The sequence below is a fragment of the Bradyrhizobium sp. AZCC 2289 genome, from assembly GCF_036924615.1.
Lineage (GTDB): Bacteria > Pseudomonadota > Alphaproteobacteria > Rhizobiales > Xanthobacteraceae > Bradyrhizobium.
On sequence record NZ_JAZHRY010000001.1, the window covers coordinates 8,581,667 to 8,601,150 of the forward strand.

General features: G+C 62.2%; 19 protein-coding genes. 13 read left to right on the forward strand and 6 right to left on the reverse strand.

Annotation, left to right across the window (positions count from 1 at the left end):
- The first annotated feature begins 13 nt into the window (after positions 1-13).
- The 13 genes from V1289_RS40315 to V1289_RS40375 all read left to right on the forward strand — a co-directional run bounded on the left by V1289_RS40315 (position 14) and on the right by V1289_RS40375 (position 12,949).
- Positions 14-295: an HPr family phosphocarrier protein gene (locus tag V1289_RS40315; protein ID WP_074281060.1), complete on the forward strand. Its 282-nt coding sequence runs from the start codon at positions 14-16 to the stop codon at positions 293-295.
- A complete protein-coding gene (gene ptsP / locus V1289_RS40320; protein WP_334404721.1) occupies positions 285-1,895 on the forward strand; it encodes a phosphoenolpyruvate--protein phosphotransferase in 1,611 nt (536 codons plus the stop codon). Before V1289_RS40315 ends, ptsP begins: the two co-directional genes overlap by 11 nt.
- The gene (locus V1289_RS40325; RefSeq protein ID WP_074281062.1) at positions 1,892-2,311 is read left to right on the forward strand and encodes a hypothetical protein; all 420 of its coding nucleotides are present in this window, start codon (positions 1,892-1,894) and stop codon (positions 2,309-2,311) included. The genes ptsP and V1289_RS40325 overlap by 4 nt, the downstream gene beginning before the upstream one ends.
- A 34-nt stretch (positions 2,312-2,345) precedes the next feature.
- Positions 2,346-3,335 (forward strand): dihydroxyacetone kinase subunit DhaK, encoded by a 990-nt coding sequence (dhaK, locus tag V1289_RS40330; RefSeq protein WP_334404723.1) that lies wholly within the window; start codon positions 2,346-2,348, stop codon positions 3,333-3,335.
- A 203-nt stretch (positions 3,336-3,538) separates the two neighbouring features.
- The gene (locus V1289_RS40335; RefSeq protein WP_334404725.1) at positions 3,539-4,204 is read left to right on the forward strand and encodes an HAD family hydrolase; all 666 of its coding nucleotides are present in this window, start codon (positions 3,539-3,541) and stop codon (positions 4,202-4,204) included.
- Positions 4,204-5,157 (forward strand): sugar-binding transcriptional regulator, encoded by a 954-nt coding sequence (locus V1289_RS40340; RefSeq protein ID WP_334404727.1) that lies wholly within the window; start codon positions 4,204-4,206, stop codon positions 5,155-5,157. Before V1289_RS40335 ends, V1289_RS40340 begins: the two co-directional genes overlap by 1 nt.
- A 198-nt stretch (positions 5,158-5,355) precedes the next feature.
- On the forward strand, positions 5,356-6,669 hold the full coding sequence (locus V1289_RS40345; protein ID WP_334404729.1) for an ABC transporter substrate-binding protein: 1,314 nt from the start codon (positions 5,356-5,358) through the stop codon (positions 6,667-6,669).
- An 81-nt stretch (positions 6,670-6,750) separates the two neighbouring features.
- Positions 6,751-7,623: a carbohydrate ABC transporter permease gene (locus V1289_RS40350; RefSeq protein ID WP_334404731.1), complete on the forward strand. Its 873-nt coding sequence runs from the start codon at positions 6,751-6,753 to the stop codon at positions 7,621-7,623.
- 3 nt (positions 7,624-7,626) lie between these two features.
- Positions 7,627-8,457, forward strand: a complete 831-nt coding sequence (locus V1289_RS40355) for a carbohydrate ABC transporter permease (RefSeq protein ID WP_334404733.1) — start codon at positions 7,627-7,629, stop codon at positions 8,455-8,457.
- Between the two features lie 15 nt (positions 8,458-8,472).
- Positions 8,473-9,477, forward strand: coding sequence for an ABC transporter ATP-binding protein (locus V1289_RS40360; RefSeq protein ID WP_334404735.1), 1,005 nt, complete (start codon positions 8,473-8,475; stop codon positions 9,475-9,477).
- Between the two features lie 47 nt (positions 9,478-9,524).
- Complete coding sequence (locus V1289_RS40365) at positions 9,525-10,298, forward strand: SDR family NAD(P)-dependent oxidoreductase (RefSeq protein WP_334404737.1); 774 nt, start codon at positions 9,525-9,527, stop codon at positions 10,296-10,298.
- A 28-nt stretch (positions 10,299-10,326) separates the two neighbouring features.
- Entirely contained in the window at positions 10,327-11,991 is a 1,665-nt protein-coding gene (locus tag V1289_RS40370) for an FGGY-family carbohydrate kinase (RefSeq protein WP_334404739.1), read from the forward strand.
- Between the two features lie 4 nt (positions 11,992-11,995).
- On the forward strand, positions 11,996-12,949 hold the full coding sequence (locus tag V1289_RS40375; protein WP_334404741.1) for a carbohydrate kinase family protein: 954 nt from the start codon (positions 11,996-11,998) through the stop codon (positions 12,947-12,949).
- Positions 12,950-12,961: 12 nt separating this feature from the next.
- Here the strand turns inward: V1289_RS40375 and V1289_RS40380 are convergent, their stop codons facing one another.
- Genes V1289_RS40380 through gcl form a run of 6 tightly spaced genes read right to left on the reverse strand, consistent with a single transcriptional unit; the run spans position 12,962 to position 19,461 of the window.
- Positions 12,962-13,120: an SDR family oxidoreductase gene (locus V1289_RS40380; RefSeq protein WP_334404743.1), complete on the reverse strand. Its 159-nt coding sequence runs from the start codon at positions 13,118-13,120 to the stop codon at positions 12,962-12,964.
- 41 nt (positions 13,121-13,161) lie between these two features.
- Positions 13,162-14,610, reverse strand: coding sequence for a pyruvate kinase (gene pyk, locus V1289_RS40385; protein WP_334404745.1), 1,449 nt, complete (start codon positions 14,608-14,610; stop codon positions 13,162-13,164).
- Positions 14,611-14,612: 2 nt separating this feature from the next.
- Positions 14,613-15,884 carry a glycerate kinase type-2 family protein gene (locus V1289_RS40390; RefSeq protein ID WP_334404747.1) on the reverse strand — a complete coding sequence of 424 codons (1,272 nt, stop codon included), beginning with the start codon at positions 15,882-15,884 and terminating at the stop codon, positions 14,613-14,615.
- Between the two features lie 19 nt (positions 15,885-15,903).
- Entirely contained in the window at positions 15,904-16,848 is a 945-nt protein-coding gene (gene glxR / locus V1289_RS40395; RefSeq protein ID WP_334404749.1) for a 2-hydroxy-3-oxopropionate reductase, read from the reverse strand.
- A complete protein-coding gene (hyi, locus tag V1289_RS40400; RefSeq protein WP_334404751.1) occupies positions 16,818-17,603 on the reverse strand; it encodes a hydroxypyruvate isomerase in 786 nt (261 codons plus the stop codon). Before hyi ends, glxR begins: the two co-directional genes overlap by 31 nt.
- A 58-nt stretch (positions 17,604-17,661) precedes the next feature.
- Positions 17,662-19,461, reverse strand: coding sequence for a glyoxylate carboligase (gene gcl / locus V1289_RS40405; protein ID WP_334404753.1), 1,800 nt, complete (start codon positions 19,459-19,461; stop codon positions 17,662-17,664).
- Positions 19,462-19,484: the final 23 nt, after the last annotated feature.

Below are 19,484 nucleotides of genomic sequence, written 5' to 3' on the forward strand. Positions count from 1 at the left end.
CAGGGCAAGGGTGATGAATAAACACAAGGCATCAGTGCTTATGCGGCATGAGGTGGGGCTCCATGCTCGCCCGTCGGTCAAGTTGACCAAGCTCGCAAAGGCGTTTGAATCGCGCATTGACCTTGGCCTGTCGCCGGACGGTCCCTGGGTCGATGCCAAGAGCATCGTCAAGGTGATGGCGACCAGGGCACCAAAGGATTCGACGATTTATTTTCGCGCGGAGGGGGCCGATGCGAAGGCCGCGCTGGAGGCGCTCGTGACGCTTGTCGACGGAGATTTTCAGGATGGACGATAGAACGCACCGGGCTGCTCATCGCATCGAGGGGCGGTCCGCCGCCCCTGGACTGGCGTTGGGACCGCTCGTGCGCCTGATTTCGGTGCAACATGTAGTCCGTCAATACCGCTCTGCGGCAGAGGAGCATCGGGCCCTTGTCGATGCGCTCGCGGCGTCGCAGGAAGACCTCTGCGCGCTCTCGCGCCAGGCGGGCGACGATGAAGCGGAAGCCATTCTCGCCTTCCAGATGGCGCTGCTCGAGGACGACAGCCTTGTCGCGCCGGCGCTGGCGCGGATCGACGCCGGCGATGGCGCGGGTCAGGCCTGGAGCGCGGCGATCGATCCGGAAATCGCGTCGTATGATGCGGCCGAAGATCCCTATTTCCGCGCGCGCGCGTCTGATTTGCGCGATCTGCGTGATCGCGTGCTGCGGCATCTTGCAGGTGAGGCGGATCAGAGCGTGCCATCGGGCGTCATCCTCGCCGCCGACGATATGCCGCCTTCCACCTTTCTGGCCACCGATTGGCGCGATGGCGGGTTGGTCTTGCGCCGCGGAAGCCCCAGCAGCCATGTTGCCATTCTCGCCAGGTCGCGCGGCGTCCCGATGATTGTTGGGGTAGACGTCGATCGTCTCGAACAGGGCACCGACGCGCTGCTCGATGCGGATGCCGGGCTTCTGATCGTCAATCCCGACACGAATATGCGAGCCGGCTTCAGTTTACGCCGCGCCGAGCAGTCGAAGGCTCGACAGGCCGCGGCGTCATTCAGCGGTCCGGCGCTAACCGCAACCGGCGAATTGGTTCGGGTCATGATCAATGTGACCGGCCTTGCCGAACTCAGCGTACTCGATCCTGCGGAGGTCGACGGGATCGGCTTGATGCGGACCGAGTTTCTGTTTCAGGGCCGGGAAAAACTGCCGACCGAGGAAGAACAATATCGGATCTACTGGCGCATGCTTGAATGGGCAGCGGGTAAGCCCGTGACGATCCGCACGCTCGACGCTGGCGGCGACAAGCCGATCGCTGGCTTGACGCAGCCTGGAGATATGAACCCATTTCTGGGCGTGCGCGGTGTGCGGCTGTCGTTGCGGTACCCGGACGTCTTTCGCGCGCAGTTGCGAGCGTTGGCCCGTGCCGCCGTCGCGGGGAATCTCAAGGTGATGATTCCAATGATAACGGTGCCCGAGGAACTCGACCGCTGCCGCGCGCTGTTCGAGCAGGCCTGCGACGAATTGCGTCGCGAGGGCCAAAAAGCGCAGATGCCGCCGCTCGGCATGATGGTCGAGGTGCCGGCAGCGGCGCTGACCATCGAAGACTTCAACGCCGACTTCTTTTCCATCGGCAGCAACGATCTCATCCAGTATGTGGCGGCGGCGAGCCGGGACGAACCGCAGCTCGCCGATCTCTCGCGTCCCTCGCGCGCGGTGTTCAACCTGATCCGGCATGTCGTAGATCATGCCAACCGCTCCGGCCGCGAAGCGAGCTTGTGCGGCGATCTGGCCGGCGATCCCGCGCAAGTCGCGGCCCTCCTGGATCAAGGCTTGCGCGTCCTTTCGGTGACGCCGGGAGCGCTTGGCGCCGTCAAGGCGGCGATTGCCAATTATGCCGGCTCTGCCGCATGAGCGCGGACGTAACGCCAGCGGCGTCGCAGGATCTGATCGCGGCGTACAAGGCCGTCCTTCGCGATGTGCTCGACCGGCGGCCGTCGGGCATGCGCCAGCGTTTGGCCGAAGCACTCGGCAAGAACCGCAGCTTCATCACTCAAATTGCCAACCCGGCCTATCAAACGCCGATCCCGGCGCAGCACGTCCATGCCATCATTCAGGTCTGCCACTTCTCGGCGCAGGAGAGGGACCGCTTTCTCGAAGCCTATCACCGCGCGCATCCGCGCCGGCTGCTGCTTCTGAAGGAGCGCGAGCGCAGCCGACGGCTCACATTGATGCTGCCCGATCTCGGTTCAGAGCAGAAGAACCACAAGCTTGACTCGCTGTTGAGCGAGTTCGCGGAAAAAGTCGCACGGCTGATCGAGGACACCTGACGCCGAATCGAAGCGCAAAACGGGGAGGGTTAGGATGAAGAAGCTGATCAATGCCGTCGACGACGTGGTGACTGAAAGCCTTGCCGGATTCTGTGCGGCGCATTCCGACATCGTGCGCATCGGCGAACAAGCGCCGTTCGTGCAGCGCCGGCGTCTGACAAAGGGCAAGGTTGCCCTGGTGTCGGGTGGCGGCTCCGGACACGAGCCGCTTCACGGCGGTTTCGTCGGGCAGGGAATGCTGGATGCCGCATGTCCCGGTCAGGTGTTTACCTCGCCGACACCCGATCTCATCCTCGCTGCCGCCGAGGCCGCGGACACCGGTGGCGGCGTATTGTTCATCGTCAAGAATTATGAGGGCGACGTCATGAACTTCGACATGGCGCGCGAGATGTCCGGGAAATCGATTGCGACCGTTGTTACCGATGACGATGTCGCGGTGGAGACCTCGACTTTTTCGACGGGACGACGCGGCGTTGCCGGCACGCTGATCGTGGAAAAGATCGTGGGCGCGGCTGCCGAAGAGGGGCGCGACCTGGCTTCCCTGAAGGCGCTTGGCGACCGTGTCAACGCGGCCACCCGCTCGATCGGAATCGCGCTGACGAGCTGCACGGTTCCGGCCGCCGGCAAGCCGACCTTCGACATCGCCGAAGACGAAATGGAGATCGGGGTAGGCATCCATGGCGAGCCGGGGCGCCGCCGGGTGAAATTGAAGCCGGCTGCCGAAATAGCGGCCGAGATGGTCCATGCCATCACGGCTGATCTGGGCGAGCGCGCACGCGGCGAAGCCATCCTGTTGATCAACGGCTTTGGAGCGACGCCTTTGTCGGAACTCTATTTGATGTACGACGCCGTGCGCCAACGGCTCGAGCCCGCCGGTCTGATTGTGGCGCGATCGCTGGTGGGCAATTTCGTCACATCCCTCGACATGGCAGGCTGTTCAACGACCGTATCGATCCTCGATGACGAGATAAAGCGCCTCTGGGACGCGCCGGTCCATACGCCGGCTTTGCGTTGGGGAATGTAGCTTCCCGCCAAATACGCTCGGACCGTGTACTCCCATGGCGCGGTCGCGGATCTTGCCCGTGCCCGGTAGCTTGTCGCAAGCGACATGGCGCACGCTGGAATCGGACGCGGGAGTTCGGTTTTGAGGGGCTCAATCTATCCCCCACGATGAGGGTTATTGCCCATTCTATGAGTATATGCTCTCATAGATTGGGAAAACTAGCGATGTTCCGGCCCGATCTGATCATTTTCGACTGCGACGGCGTGCTGGTCGATAGCGAGATGCTGAGCTGCCGCTGCCTTTCGGAAGCGCTGGCGGGCTATGGCATCGATCTTGGTGTGGATCAGGCACTTGACCTGTTCCTCGGACGGAATCTGAGTGCGGTATTCGAACATTACGAAGCGTTGGGATGCACGATCCCCGAGCAATTTGCAGCCGAATTGAAAACGGGGGTTCGCACGGCGTTTGTTTCCTCACTTTGTGCGATTGAGGGGGTGAATTCGGTGCTGGCGGACTTGCAAATCCCGCATTGCGTTGCTTCGTCCAGCGATGTCGATCGGGTGGTGTTCTCGCTTTCCCTGACCGGCCTCGCGCCGCATTTCGACGCGCACCTCTATACCTCGCAGATGGTGAGGCGCGGCAAGCCGGCGCCCGATCTCTTCCTTTACGCAGCCGAAAGGATGCGGGCGGATCCGCACCGCACCCTCGTGATCGAGGACAGCGTTAGCGGCGTCAGGGCCGGCAAGGCGGCCGGCATGACGGTTTGGGGATTTGTCGGAGGCAGCCACTATCAATCGCGTGACGGCAAGGCCATTCTTCGCGATGCGGGGGCCGATCGCGTGTTTGGACGAATGGCTGATTTCTGGCGAACGGAACGGCAAGCAGACTGATGGCAGCATCCGACAACGAGAAATCGCGTCTCGACGAAGCCGCGCGTGCGGGCTGGCTGTACTTCATCGCCGGCCACACCCAGGATGAAATTGCCAAGATGCTGCAGGTCTCTCGCGCCTCGGCCCAGCGCCTGGTTTCACTCTGCCTCGCCGAGCGCCTGATCACATTCCGGCTCGAGCATCCGATCGCGGCGTGCATGGAGTTAGCCGCGCAGCTCAAGGACTTGTTTCATCTTGCGTATTGCGAAGTGGTGCCGACCGACCCGGCCGCGCCGCTCTCGTCCGCCGGAATTGCCGAACGCGCCGCCAACATCCTGGAAACGACGCTGCGCACCGAAAAGCCGACGATCGTGGCGCTTGGTACCGGCAGAGCGGTGCGGGCTGCCGTTGAGCGCGTGTCCCCGATCGACTGTCCGAACCACCAGATCGTGTCGCTGGTCGGAAATATCTCGGCCGACGGCTCGGCCAGCTTCTTCGACACGGTCGGCCGTCTCGCGGACCGGACCAAGGCGCGCCACTATCCGATGCCGCTGCCGTTTCTGATGTCGTCCGAGCGCGAGCGCGACCAGATGCTCAAGATCGATCCGATCGCCAAGGTGCGGGCGGTCGCTGCCAAGGCCGACCTGCGCCTGGTCGGCGTGGGGCAGATGGATCAGCAGGCGCAAGTCCATGTCGATGGTTTCGTCTCGCGCGAAGAACTGCTCGAGATGATGCGGCTCGGTGCCGTCGGCGAACTGACCGGCTGGGCATTCGACGCGGAGGGCCGCATCATCAACGGCGGGACCAACCTCCGTCTCACCAGCATTCCACCGCGGGTACCGGCGCAGGCGCTGACCATCGGAGCGGCGGTCGGTCGTGCCAAGGTTTCGGCGATCAGGGCGGCGCTGAAGGGGCGGCTCCTCAACGGGCTGATCACCGACGAGGCGACGGCAGGCGCCATCCTCAAGCCGTAGCGGACTGAACCGGTCCGGCTGTCACGCCGACGCGGGGTTGCCCGCGGGCCGATCCGGCGCGTGCCCCTATTCGAGCATCTCCTCCAGCACGCAGGTCCGGTGCCGAAGTGCGATTCCGATCCTTGACAACCCTGGGACTCAGTGTGAACATAATTGCAAAGCGTGAGCATATGCTCAACGCCAATAAGGGAGGTTACCGTGAAGCACGTCCTCAGCGCCCTCCTGGGCGCGGCTACCTTGTTGGGTGCAGCCCCTTCCATCGCCCAGACAACCCTGACCATCGCCACCGTGAACAATGGCGACATGATCCGGATGCAGGGGCTGACCAACGAATTCACCGCCAAAAACCCCGAGATTTCCGTGAAGTGGGTGACCCTCGAAGAGAACGTCCTGCGCCAGCGCGTCACAACCGATATCGCGACCAAGGGCGGGCAGTTCGACGTGCTGACCATCGGCACCTATGAGGTCCCGATCTGGGCCAAGAAGAACTGGCTCATTCCGCTCGACAATCTCGGAGCCGATTACGATACCGCGGACCTGCTGCCCAAGATCCGTGATGCCGTGTCGGTATCGGGCAAGCTCTATGCCGCACCGTTCTACGGCGAGAGTTCGATGGTGATGTACCGGACCGACCTGTTCCAGAAGGCCGGCTTGACGATGCCGGAAAAGCCGACCTGGGACTTCGTGATCGATGCGGCGAAGAAGCTCACCGACAAATCGGCCGGCGTCTACGGCATCTGCCTGCGGGGCAAGGCGGGTTGGGGCGAGAACATGGCGTTCCTGACCGCGATGTCCAATTCGTTCGGCGCGCGCTGGTTCGATGAGAAATGGCAGCCGCAGTTCGACAAACCGGAGTGGAAGAAGACGCTCTCGACCTATGTTGATCTGATGAAGGCCGCAGGCCCTCCCGGCGCAAGCTCGAACGGTTTCAATGAAAACCTGGCGCTGTTCAACTCCGGCAAATGCGGGATGTGGATCGACGCCACGGTGGCGGCGTCCTTTGTCACCAACCCGAAGGATTCGAGGGTTGCCGACAAGGTAGGCTTTGCGCTCGCCCCGAATGCGGGACTGGGCAAGAACGCCAACTGGCTGTGGGCATGGAACCTCGCCATTCCCGCGGGCTCGAAGAAGACCGCGGCTGCGGAAAAATTCATCGCCTGGGCGACCAGCAAGGACTACACCCAGCTCGTCGCCAAGAAGGAGGGGTGGGCCAACGTGCCGCCCGGCACCCGAACCTCGCTCTACCAGAATCCGGAGTATCTGAAGGTCGCGCCGTTCGCCAAGCTGACGCTGGCGTCGATCGACGCCGCCGATCCGAACAAGCCGAGCGTGCAGCCGGTGCCTTACGTCGGCGTGCAATACGCGGCCATTCCGGAGTTCCAGGGCATCGGCACCAGCGTCGGCCAGCAATTCTCGGCGGCGTTGTCGGGTGCTTCGACCGTCGATGCGGCGCTCGCCGCCGCGCAGTCGGCCACCGAGCGTGAAATGAAGCGGGCCGGCTATATCAAGTAGCGCGCCGCACCCGTCCTGGCTGCCGTCAGGCAAGGACTGACGGCAGCCGCATCTCCCTTCAAGCGATAACAGGAGGCGGCGATGGCAACGCAGCAAACCCAGGTCCTCGGTAGGGCCCTGCTGACGCCGGCCGTCGCATTGCTGTTCATCTGGATGATCGTCCCGCTCGCGATGACGATCTATTTTTCGACGCTGCACTACAGCCTGCTCGACTCGGAAACCTGGAGCTTCGTCGGGCTGGAGAATTTTCGATATTTTCTCACCGACCCGGCTTTTCTGACCGCGCTGCAGAACACGCTGGTGCTGGTCGGTTCGGTGCTCGCGATCACCATCCTGCTCGGCACGCCGCTGGCGCTGCTGCTCGACCAGCAGGTGATCGGCCGCAGCATCGTCCGGCTGATGGTAATCGCGCCGTTCTTCGTGATGCCGACCGTCAGCGCGCTGGTCTGGAAGAACCTCTTGATGCACCCGGTGTCCGGACTGTTCGCCTGGATCGCGACACTGGTGGGAGCGACGCCGATCGACTGGTTCAACGATGCGCCTCTGCTCGCGGTGATCCTGATCGTGGCCTGGCAATGGCTGCCGTTTGCCACCCTCATCCTGCTGACGGCGCTGCAGTCCCAGGATGAGGAGCAGAAGGAAGCGGCCGAGATGGATGGCGCAAGCGCGCTTTCGACCTTCATCTATCTTACTTTACCGCACCTGGCGCGGCCGATCACCGTCGTCATCCTGATCGAAACGATATTCCTGCTGACGGTTTTTGCCGAGATCTTCGTGACCACCGGCGGCGGTCCGGGCCTGCAGACCACCAATATCGCGTTCCTGATCTACTCGCAGGCGCTGATCCAGTACGACATCGGCAACGCCTCGGCCGGCGGACTGGTTGCGGTCGTGATCGCCAATATCGTCGCGTTCTTCCTGGTGCGGATCGTCGGGCGGAATCTGGAGGCATAAGCCATGGCGCGCAAGGTGACTACGAGACGCGTATGGGTGTCCACGGCTGCCGCGTGGCTGTTCGGATTTTTGATTTTTCTCCCCATCCTGTGGATGGTCCTGACCAGTTTCAAGACCGAGCTCGATGCGTTCGCTATGCCGCCGAAATTCCTGTTGTTCCACTGGACCACGGAGAACTATGCGACGGTGCAGCAGCGCAGCGATTATATTCATCATGCGCTCAATTCGATCATCGTTGCCGGCGGGTCGACACTGATTGCGATGATCATTGCCATTCCGGCCGCGTGGTCGATGGCGTTCGCGCCGACCAAGCGCACCAAGGACGTTCTGCTCTGGATGCTCTCGACCAAGATGATGCCGTCGGTCGGCGTGCTGGTTCCGATCTATCTGATCTTCCGGGATTTCGGCATGCTTGATACGCGCGCGGGTCTCGTCATGATCCTGTGCCTCGGCAATCTGCCGATCGTGATCTGGATGCTCTTCACCTATTTCAAGGAAATTCCCAAGGATATCCTCGAGGCCGCGCGGATGGACGGGGCGACGATCGGACGCGAGCTGATTTACGTGCTGACGCCGATGGCCGTTCCCGGGCTCGCCTCGACGCTGCTGCTCAATTTCATCCTGGCGTGGAACGAGGCGTTCTGGACGCTGAACCTCTCGACCCTCGACGCAGCGCCGCTCACCGTATTCATCGCATCCTATTCGAGTCCCGAGGGCCTGTTCTGGGCCAAATTGTCAGCCGCCTCGACGCTCGCCATTGCGCCGATCATCATCCTCGGATGGTTCACGCAGCGGCAACTCGTCCGCGGGCTCACCTTCGGCGCCGTCAAATAGCAAAGGACAGGGATCATGGGCCAGATCACGCTGCAGGGAGTCCGCAAATCGTTCGGGCCAGTCAACATCATCAAGGATGCCAATCTGGATATCGACAACGGCTCCTTTGTGGTCTTCGTCGGGCCATCCGGCTGCGGCAAGACCACGCTTTTGCGCCTGATCGCCGGACTGGAGGATGTCACCGGCGGTCAAATCCTGATCGATGGCAAGAACGTGGTGGACGTGCCGCCGGCGAAGCGCGGGCTGTCGATGGTGTTCCAGTCCTATGCGCTCTATCCGCACATGAGCGTCCGCGGCAACATCGCGTTCGGCCTGAAGATGGCAGGCCTGCCGCGCCCGGACATCGACCGCAAGGTCGAGGCGGCGGCCGCCACCTTGAACCTGACGCCCTATCTGGACCGCAAGCCGCGCGAGCTTTCCGGCGGCCAGCGTCAGCGCGTCGCAATAGGGCGCGCGATCGTGCGCGAGCCGAAGGCGTTTCTGTTCGACGAGCCCTTGTCAAATCTCGATGCGGCGCTGCGGGTCCAGATGCGTCTGGAAGTCACCAAATTGCAGAAGCAGCTCGGTACCACCGCCGTCTACGTCACCCACGACCAGGTCGAGGCCATGACCATGGCCGACAAGATTGTCGTACTCAACGCGGGCAACATCGAACAATACGGCTCGCCGCTGGAGTTGTACGAGCGGCCGGCAAACCTGTTTGTCGCCGGCTTCATTGGTTCGCCGAAGATGAATTTTGTGCCCGGCGAGGCGGTCGGCGAACTCGCCGTCGCCACGCTCGGCGTCAGGCCCGAGCATCTGAAAATCGGCAAGGAGGGGGAAGGCTGGCCCGGGACCGTGTCGGTCGCCGAGCATCTGGGCAGCGACACCTTCCTCTACGTCGACGCCGGCAAGCTTGGGATGCTGACGGCGCGATGCATCGGAGAGTTCAGCCTGAAAGCCGGCGACCGTGTGTGGCTTTCGCCCGATCCAGCCCGCCTGCATCGCTTCGACAAGGATGGCGCCGTCATCGGGACATGAGCGGTCGGCGCGCTACGCCACGATAAGCAAACAGGAAAAACAACAAGATGTATCTGGAAAAATTCAAGCTGGACCGGAAAACGGCCGTGGTGACGGGCGCCGGCCAGGGAATCGGACTGGCCTGCGCGGAAGCGCTGGCCGAGGCGGGAGCGAAAGTCGTGATCGCCGATCGTGACCCCCAGCTTGCCGATGCCGGGCGCGCAAGCCTGAGGGCAAAAGGCCTGGATGCCGAAATCGTCATCATGGACGTAACCGACTCGCGCAGCGTTTCCGAGGTCGCCGGCCAGCTGGCGTCCCGCTATGGCGGCATCGATATCCTGGTCAACAACGCCGGCATCGCACGAAGCGAGACTCCGGCCGAGAAGGTTGCCGACGAACATTGGCTGAACGTCATCGACGTCAATCTCAACGGCACATTCTGGTGCTGCCGCGCCTTCGGCAAACTCATGCTGGACGCCGGGTCGGGTTCCATTGTGAACATCGGGTCGATGTCCGGCTTCATCGTCAACAAGCCGCAGGAGCAGTGCTACTACAACGCCTCCAAGGCTGCGGTGCACCATCTCACCAAGTCGCTCGCGGCCGAGTGGGGCGGGCGCGGCGTGCGCGTCAACGCCGTGGCGCCGACTTACGTCGCAACCCCCCTCAACGCATTCGTCAAAAACAGCCCGCAGATGTACGATGCCTGGATCGGCGGCACGCCGATGGCCCGGATGGGGGAGGTCGACGAGATTGCGTCCGTCGTTCTGTTTCTGGCGTCCGACGCCGCCAGCCTGATGACCGGGAGCGTTGTCCTCGTTGACGGAGGTTATACGTGCTGGTGAGCTGGCGCTGATCTGAAGCGGGGTTGCAATGCAGCAGGCCTTCGTCGGCATCGATGTCGGAACATCGAGCGCGCGCGCCGGGATATTTGACGAGAACGGAAGTCTGCTTGCGAGCGCCCGCCATCCGATCACGGTGTGGCACGAGGCGGGCAGCGTCGCCGAGCAGTCGTCTTCCGAGATCTGGGCCGCCTGCGCGGCCTCGGTCCGCGCGGCCATGGCGGAGGCAGGACTTCCTGCTTCCGCCGTCAGGGGCATCGGTTTCGACGCGACCTGCTCGCTTGTGGTCGTGGATGCCGCCGGCAACCCGCTGACGGTCAGCGGATCCGGCGACATCAGGCGGAATGTCATCGTGTGGATGGATCATCGCGCGATTGCCGAGGCCCGCCGGGTCAACGAGACGCGCGACGACGTGCTCCGCTATGTCGGCGGCTCGATCTCGCCGGAAATGGAAATTCCGAAACTGCTTTGGCTGAATCGGTACCTTCCGTCGACCTATCAGGCAGCCGGGCATTTCTTCGACCTCGCTGATTACCTTTCGTTTCGCGCGACCGGATCGACCGCGCGTTCGATGTGTACCCTGGCTTGCAAATGGAATTATCTTGCCCACGAACGACGGTGGAGCGGCAGCTATTTGGAGTTCATCGGTCTTGGCGATCTAGCCGCGGACAAATATGCGAGAATTGGAAGCGAGATCGTTGCGGCCGGCACGCCGCTCGGCGTCGGCCTGACCAAATCCGCCGCGAGCGATTTCGGCCTGCTCGAGGGAACGCCGGTCGGCGCCTCGCTGATCGACGCTCACGCCGGCGGCGTCGGCACGATCGGCGGGCAGGGAAAATCGGGTGAGGAGGTCGATGTGTGTCGTCGCCTTGCTTACATCATGGGGACCTCGGCCTGCATCATGGCAACGACGCGTGAGCCGTGCTTCGTGCCCGGTGTCTGGGGTCCCTATCATTCAGGAATGGTTCCCGGGTTCTGGCTCAACGAAGGCGGGCAGTCCGCCGCCGGCGCGGCGATCGATCATCTGGTCAGGTCCCATCCTGCGTATGATGAGACTGTCGCAGCGGCGCGCGCGGCTGCGATGGAAGTTCCGGAATTTCTCGAGCGGCGCATCGTCTCGCGCGTGACAGGTCCCGGCGAAGCGGCATTCTTTGCCCGTGACATCCACGTACTGCCGGAGTTTCTCGGAAACCGGTCACCGTTCGCTGATCCTGACGCGCGTGCGGTCGTCGTCGGAATGGACCTCGATGCCGACATCGGCTCGATGGAGCGGCTGTTCGTGGCCGGGCTCTGCGGGCTTGCCTACGGACTCGCGGATGTCGTGGACGCCTTTCGATCGCACGGCGTCGAAAGCGACATGATGGTGATCAGCGGCGGCGCCGGACGAAGTCCGCTGGTCCGCCAGATCATGGCGGATACGACCGGCCTGACCGTTGCCGTCCCCGGAACGCAAGAGCCCGTCCTGCTCGGCGCCGCGATGCTGGGCGCCGTTGCGGCGAAGTCTCGCGGGTCGATCGGCGAGGCCATGGCTTCGATGTCGGCGATCGGCAGGCTCAGCGAATCCACAGCGCCAGGGGTGGCGTCCTTCCATCGCACCAAGCGAAAGGTTCACGGGCTGATGCGCAGACTTGATTCTGAAAGCCGCGAGGCGATGCAGGGGATCGCATCGAACGCCGGACTTGACGCGAAGAGCTAGAACCATGCTGCTGAGTTGTGGAGATGCCCTGGTCGATTTCCTGCCCGTCACATCTGTCGACGGGCGCGCCGCGGCCGTACCGGTTGCCGGTGGATCCTGTCTCAACATCGCCGTCGGCATGGCGCGCCTGGGCGCGCCGGCAGGGTTTGTGGGCGGCATCTCGACGGATTTGTTCGGACGCATCATCGCCGACCACGCGCTCGGCTCGCAGGTTGACCTCCGCCATGCGACACGCAGCGAACATCAGACGACACTTGCGTTCGTCCGACACTTGGGAGGCGAGCCGCAATATGCGTTCTACGACGAGGCGACGGCGTCCCGAGCCTGGACCTATCGGCGCGGCTCAATACCCTTTGACGAGATCGAGGCAATCCATGTCGGATCGACCACTCTCGCCCACGACCAGGGGGCCGCCCAGGCGCTTGCGATGATCGAAGACGCCGGCGGTGCAACCACCATTTCCTTCGACCCGAACTGCCGGCCCAATCTGGTCAAGCTCAAGGCGCGCTACGTGGATCAGATGGATGCGTTCGCCGCCGCCGCCGATATCGTGCGGATGTCCGCTGTCGATTTCGAATTTCTCTATGGCGGCAGTGACTACCGGGAAAAGGCGAAGTCACTCATTGCTGCCGGTGCAAGCCTCGTCGTTGTCACGCGTGGAATCAAGGGAGCTCGGGCGTGGCACGGAGAGGCAGGTCTGGTTGAAGTCGAGGCGCCCGCAACGGATGTGGTGGATACCATCGGCGCAGGCGACAGCTTTCAAGCTGCACTGCTGTTCGCCTTGCGTGCCATCGGGCGGATTGAGCGCCGGGCGCTGGCGCGAATGAATCCCGGCGAGCTTGCCCGAGCGTTGTCGTTCGCGTCGGCTTGCGCGGCGTTCACCTGCGGGCGTGCGGGGGCTGATCCGCCGCGCCGATCAGACGTCGGTCCGGCATTGTCTCGTCTCATGGCCGGATAGACCGAGCAAAATCTAAAGCGTGATTGAGCCGACGCTGGCGCCGCCGCAAACATAGAGCGCCTGGCCGGTGATGAAGTCGGAATCCCGGCTCGAGAAAAACATGACGGCTCGGGCCACATCGTCCGGCCGGCCGATGCGCCCAACGGGGATCGAGCGGGCGAACTGATCCACTTTTGGACTGCCCTGCGGAATCAGCCCTTTTCGATCCAACGTCAGTCCGTCAGGACCGCTGGTGCAAGCGCGGAAGAAAGCGTTACCACGCGCAAAAGATTCGTCGTGCCGGATACGCCGAACGGTATGCCGGCAATGATCACGATGTTATCGCCGGGCTTTCCAAAATCTCCCGCAAGGGCCGAATCGCAGGCGAGCTGGGTCATTGACGCCTCATCAGTGATTTCTGTTTCCACCACGACCGAATGAATGCCCCACACCGGCGTCAACTGACGTGCCGTTGCAATCGACGGCGTCAGACTGAGAATCGGCGCGAGCGGCCGCTCGCGCGCCGCGCGCATGCTGGTGAAACCGGATTTTGTGTAGGCAATCGTCGCCGTCGCCGAGACCAGCTTGGCGACGAGACGCAAGGCCGAACATATCGCATCGGCATGGCTGGCCCGAAAATCCTCCGGTTTGAGGCCCGTCAGGGTTTGAGTGTGAGCATCATTTTCAACGCCGTGAATGATCGAATCCATCATGACAACTGATTCGACGGGGAAACGCCCGCTGGCGGATTCCGCTGACAACATGACAGCATCGCTGCCTTCATAGACCGCCGCTGCAACGTCCGAGGCTTCTGCCCGGGTCGGAACCGGGGACGCAGTCATGGATTCAAGCATTTGTGTTGCCACCACGACGGGTTTCCCCTCGCGACGGCATGCGCGCACGATCCGGCGCTGGATTATCGGAACCTGCGCCGGCGGCAATTCAACACCGAGGTCGCCACGCGCAACCATGATGCCATCGGCAAGTGCTACGATGGCATCAAGATTTTCGATGGCCGCCGGCTTCTCGAGCTTGGCCATGATCAACGCGCGAGATCCGATCAAGGTTCGTGCTTCGGCGATGTCTTCGGCCTTTTGCACGAACGAAAGTGCGACCCAGTCGGGTCCGTGTTCAAGTCCGAAGGTCAGGTCGCGACGGTCCTTTTCGGTGAAGGGCGACAGCGGCAAAATGACACCGGGAACATTGACGCCTTTGCGTTCCGACAATCTGCCACCGATCTTCACGCGCGTTTCGGCGTAGCGCGGACCACATTCCAGGACTTCGAGGCGCAGCTTGCCGTCATCGAGCAATAGATCGGTGCCGGGAACCAAGGCTGCGAAAATCTCCGGATGGGGCAGCGGCACGCGCGTCCGGTCGCCCGGTGTGTTTTCGAGATCGAGCCTGAGCTTGTCTCCGGACTGAAGCTCGACAGGGCCGTCGAAAAAAGTACCGATGCGAAGCTTGGGGCCCTGTAGGTCGATCATGATTCCGATCGGACGGCCGACATCGCGTTCGACACCCCTGATCGCCTCGAAGCGTCTCTTGTGATCGTCGTGGGTCCCGTGGCTGAAATTCAGCCGGAACATGTCGACGCCGGCATCGAACAGGGATCTGATCGTTGTCGGCGACGAACTGGAGGGTCCAAGCGTAGCAATGATCTTCGCGTTCCGTGAGCGGCGCAAAATCAATTCCTTTTGGTGACCAATATGGCTCTGAAGTCGTTGACGTTGGTGAGCGTCGGGCCAGTCATGACAAGATCGTCCAGGGCTGCGAACAGGGTGTAAGCATCGTTGTCCGCAAGCCGCGACTTGACGTCGATATCGGCGAGCTTGGCGCGATGCAGCGTGTCAGGCGTGAGAATCGCTCCGGCGTTGTTTTCGCTGCCGTCAATGCCATCCGTATCTGCGGCGAGCGCCCAAATGCCGTTCCTGCAATCGGTAGCGATCCCAAGACCTAGAAGAAATTCCGCATTGCGGCCGCCACGGCCGTTGCCACGCACGGTCACGGTGGTCTCCCCGCCGGAGATGAGAGCGCAGGGAATTTCGAGCGGCTGGCCCCAATCGCTGCATTGCCGCGCAATGCCGGCATGAACGATGCCGACGTCGCGGGCCTCGCCCTCGATGGCATTGCCAAGGATCAGGGAAGCCAATCCGGCATCGCGCGCGACCCTGGCCGCGGCCTCCAGAGATTTCTGCGGCGTCGCCACCAGACGGCTTGTGACGTTTGCAAAGCGCGGATCGCCCGGCTTCGGCGTCTCCGACGCCTCGTCGTTCAGATGCATGGCAACGGCCGCCGGAATCTCAATGCCATATTTTATCAATACGGCCAGCGCGTCGGAGCGCGTGAAGAGGTCCGGCACGGTGGGACCGGACGCGATAACGGAGAGCTCGTCGCCTGGCACGTCCGAGATCATCAGTGCAACCACGCGCGCCGGCGCTGCCGCGACGGCAAGACGACCGCCCTTGATCGCAGACAAATGTTTTCGCACCGTGTTCATTTCTGCGATATGCGCGCCGCATTTCAGCAGGGCGCGGTTGATGGCTTGCTTGTCGGCAAGTGATACGCCATCGGCGGGCAAAGCGAGCAGCGCGGAACCGCCGCCCGAAATCAGAACCAGCACGAGATCGTCCGCCGTCAGCCCGGAGACCTTGTCGAGGATCCGGCGCGCCGCCTTCAATCCCGCCTCATCCGGAACCGGATGCGATGCCTCCACCACCTCGATATGCTTGCACGGCACGCCGTGGCCGTAGCGGGTCACCACCAGACCTTCGATCGGGCCGTTCCAATGAGCCTCCACGGCCGCCGCCATCGAAGCCGCCGCCTTGCCGGCGCCGACAACGACTGTGCGGCCCTTCGGCCGCGGCGGCAGGTGCGCCGGCACGCACAGGGCGGGCGCCGCCGCGTTCACCGCCGCCTGAAACATGTTGAGCAACAGACGGCGATAATCGATACTCATGGCTTGCTTCCGATCGGCTTCACGCGCTGCCGATTTCGTGGCTTGCCATCAGCTCCAGCGCCTTCACCATCGCTGAGTGATCCCAGGCCTTGCCGCCTTGCGCCGCGCAGGAATTGAAGAGCTGCTGCGCTGTTGCGGTATTCGGTAACGAGAGCCCCAACGCCCGTGCACCTTCCAACGCAAGGTTGAGGTCCTTTTGATGCAGTTCGATACGAAAGCCGGGTTCGAAGTTCCGCTTCACCATGCGCTCCCCGTGCACCTCGAGAATTCTCGAAGAAGCGAAGCCCCCCATCAGGGCCTGCCGCACGAGAGCCGGATCGGCACCGGCTTTTGATGCAAACAGCAGAGCTTCTCCCACCGCCTCGATCGTGAGCGCGACGATGATCTGGTTGGCGACCTTCGTGGTCTGGCCGTCGCCGTTTCCACCAACGAGGGTGACATTCTTGCCCATCTTCTCGAATAGCGGCTTCATGGTATTGAACGCCCTCTCCGGGCCACCCACCATGATCGTCAGCGATGCGGCCTTCGCGCCGACCTCGCCGCCCGAGACCGGGGCATCGAGATAATCGGCGCCGAGTGCGTTGATCTTTTTCGCAAATTCCTTCGTGGCGAGCGGCGAGATCGAGCTCATGTCAACGACGATCTTGCCTTTTGAAATTCCCTCCGCGACGCCGCTTGCGCCGAACAGGACCGCTTCGACATGCGGCGTATCCGGCACCATGACGATGACCACGTCGGATTCGTCGGCAACCTGCTTGCCGGATTTGCAGACGATGCCGCCCGCGGCCACGAGTTCCTGCGCAACCGGCCCGACGTCGTGGAGAAATAGCCGATGCCCGGCAGCCTGAAGATGTCCGGCCATCGGACGTCCCATGATACCGAGGCCTATGAAGCCGACATCAATCATTTTGATCTTCCCTATAGTGTGTTGGACTATGTGTCCATTGTTTGCATCGCGTGCCATCCGAGGCCTTCAATAGTCGAAGTCCTCGGCTTGTATTCGCAACCAATCCAGCCGCCGTATCCGATCTGGTCGAGATAACGGAACAGGAAAGGGTAGTTGATCTCGCCGGTGCCAGGCTCGTTGCGGCCGGGATTGTCGGCCAGCTGAACATGCCCGATGCGCGGCAGATGTTTTTGCAGCGTTCGCGCGATATCGCCCTCCATCACCTGCATGTGGTAGATGTCATATTGGATGAAGAGATTCTCCGATCGGACGTCAGAGATGATCTGAACAGCCTGCTGCGTCCTGTTCAGGAAGAAGCCGGGAATATCGAGCGTGTTGATCGGCTCGATCAGCAAGCGAATACCTTCCGGCGAGAGTGCGTCGGCAGCGAATCGCAAATTCTTCAGGAGTACTTCGTTCATCTCACGCATGTCTGCATCGGCGGGCGCGATGCCGACCAGGCAATTGACCTGACGGCAATCGAGAGCCTTTGCATAATCGATGGCGCGCAGGACGCCATCGCGAAACTCATCGACCCGATCCGGGAAAATAGCGATCCCCCGTTCGCCGGCCCCCCAATTGCCCGCCGGCAGATTGTGCAGTACTTGCGTAAGTCCATGTTGCTCCAATTGCTCGCGCAACATGCTCTTTTCGAAATCATAGGGGAACAGATACTCCACGCCGCTAAAGCCGGCGGCCTTGGCCGCAGCAAACCGGTCGAGGAATGGCATTTCGTTAAACAGCATGGTCAGATTGGCGGCAAATTTCGGCACGATCGGATGTCCTCGCGTGTTCCGCTAACGGTGTTTATCGATCCGGACTGATCTGCCTTTAGACGGGCAGAAGCTTGCCTCGCGATGCCGCAGGCGGACTTGGGGGTGTATCGTCGATCGGCAAGTCGAGAATGTCCTCGAACTCGACGATGTTGTTGATCTCGGTCCCCATCGCGATATTGGTCACTCGTTCGAGGATGAACTCGACCACGACCGGCACGCTGTATTGCGCCATCAAGTCGCGCGCCGTCGCGAAGGCTGCCTGCGCGTCCTTGGGATCAGTCACGCGGATCGCTTTGCAGCCGAGGCCTTCGGCAACCGCAACATGATCGACGCCATAGACGCCAAGTTCCGGCGCGTTGATGTTCTCGAACGACAACTGCACGTGATAGTCCATGTCGAACCCGCGCTGGGCCTGGCGGATCAAACCGAGGTAGGAATTGTTCACCACGACGTGGATGTAGGGCAGCTTGAACTGTGCGCCGACCGCGAGCTCTTCGATCAGGAACTGGAAATCGTAGTCACCGGAGAGGGCCACGATCTCGCGATGTGGATCGGCGGCGCGCACGCCCAGCGCCGCCGGCAATGTCCAGCCCAGGGGGCCGGCCTGACCGGCATTGATCCAGTTGCGCGGACGGTAGACGCCGAGGAATTGCGCGCCCGCGATCTGCGACAACCCGATCACGCTGACGTAGCAGGTATCGCGCCCGAACGCCCTGCTCATCTCCTCATAGACGCGCTGCGGCTTGATCGGCACGTTGTCGAAATGGCTCTTGCGGAGCATCGAGCGTTTGCGATCCTGGCACGCCGCAGGCCAGGCCTGACGCTCCTTCAGCTTGCCGGATTTCCGCCGTTCCTTCGCAACTGCGACGAACAATTCAAGCGCGGCCTTGGCGTCGGATGCGATGCCGAGGTCAGGATTGAAGACACGTCCGATCTGGGTCGGCTCGATATCGACATGCACGAAAGTCCGCCCCTTGGTATAGGTCTCGATCGACCCGGTGTGCCTGTTGGCCCAGCGGTTGCCGATACCGAGTACGAAATCGGATTCCAGCATCGTCGCATTGCCGTAGCGATGGCTGGTCTGCAGCCCGACCATCCCCGCCATCAGCACGTGATCATCCGGGATAGCGCCCCAGCCCATCAGCGTCGGCACGACTGGAACGTTGACGATCTCCGCGAACGCGACCAGGAGGTCGGATGCATCGGCATTGATGACGCCTCCGCCCGCCACGATCAGCGGACGCTCGGCGGCATTGAGCATATCGAGGGCCTTCTCGATCTGTTTGCGGGTTGCGGACGGTTTGTAGACCGGCAGTGGTTCATAGGTTTCGTCGTCGAATTCGATTTCCGAAAGTTGCACATCGAGCGGCAGATCGATGAGCACCGGACCAGGACGTCCCGAACGCATAATGTGGAACGCCTGACTGAATACGCGGGGCACGAGCGCCGGCTCTCGCACGGTCACCGCCCACTTCGTCACGGGTTTGGCGATCGATTCGATATCGACGGCCTGAAAATCTTCCTTGTAGAGACGCGCGCGGGGCGCTTGGCCGGTGATGCAAAGGATCGGAATCGAATCGGCGATCGCAGAATATAGACCGGTAATCATATCGGTGCCGGCGGGGCCTGATGTCCCGATGCAGACACCGATGTTTCCTGCCTTGGCGCGCGTATAGCCCTCAGCCATGTGGGACGCACCCTCGACGTGACGCGCCAGAATGTGGTTGATCGAACCGCGCTTCTTCAGGGCTGAATACAGCGGGTTGATTGCGGCGCCCGGAACACCGAACGCGCACACAACGCCTTCCTTTTCCAGAATACGCACGGCAGCATCGATTGCTCGCATCTTCGCCATTTCACACCCCGTTGATTTATTTT

Coding starts and splice junctions, on each gene's coding strand:
- glxR (WP_334404749.1), bottom strand. CDS start 16,848: ATGGCACGCGATGCAAACAATGGACACATAGTCCAACACACTATAGGG.
- V1289_RS40315 (WP_074281060.1), top strand. CDS start 14: ATGAATAAACACAAGGCATCAGTGCTTATGCGGCATGAGGTGGGGCTC.
- V1289_RS40375 (WP_334404741.1), top strand. CDS start 11,996: ATGCTGCTGAGTTGTGGAGATGCCCTGGTCGATTTCCTGCCCGTCACA.
- gcl (WP_334404753.1), bottom strand. CDS start 19,461: ATGGCGAAGATGCGAGCAATCGATGCTGCCGTGCGTATTCTGGAAAAG.
- V1289_RS40335 (WP_334404725.1), top strand. CDS start 3,539: ATGTTCCGGCCCGATCTGATCATTTTCGACTGCGACGGCGTGCTGGTC.
- V1289_RS40355 (WP_334404733.1), top strand. CDS start 7,627: ATGGCGCGCAAGGTGACTACGAGACGCGTATGGGTGTCCACGGCTGCC.
- V1289_RS40360 (WP_334404735.1), top strand. CDS start 8,473: ATGGGCCAGATCACGCTGCAGGGAGTCCGCAAATCGTTCGGGCCAGTC.
- V1289_RS40370 (WP_334404739.1), top strand. CDS start 10,327: ATGCAGCAGGCCTTCGTCGGCATCGATGTCGGAACATCGAGCGCGCGC.
- V1289_RS40390 (WP_334404747.1), bottom strand. CDS start 15,884: ATGAGTATCGATTATCGCCGTCTGTTGCTCAACATGTTTCAGGCGGCG.
- V1289_RS40365 (WP_334404737.1), top strand. CDS start 9,525: ATGTATCTGGAAAAATTCAAGCTGGACCGGAAAACGGCCGTGGTGACG.
- V1289_RS40350 (WP_334404731.1), top strand. CDS start 6,751: ATGGCAACGCAGCAAACCCAGGTCCTCGGTAGGGCCCTGCTGACGCCG.
- ptsP (WP_334404721.1), top strand. CDS start 285: ATGGACGATAGAACGCACCGGGCTGCTCATCGCATCGAGGGGCGGTCC.
- V1289_RS40340 (WP_334404727.1), top strand. CDS start 4,204: ATGGCAGCATCCGACAACGAGAAATCGCGTCTCGACGAAGCCGCGCGT.
- V1289_RS40325 (WP_074281062.1), top strand. CDS start 1,892: ATGAGCGCGGACGTAACGCCAGCGGCGTCGCAGGATCTGATCGCGGCG.
- dhaK (WP_334404723.1), top strand. CDS start 2,346: ATGAAGAAGCTGATCAATGCCGTCGACGACGTGGTGACTGAAAGCCTT.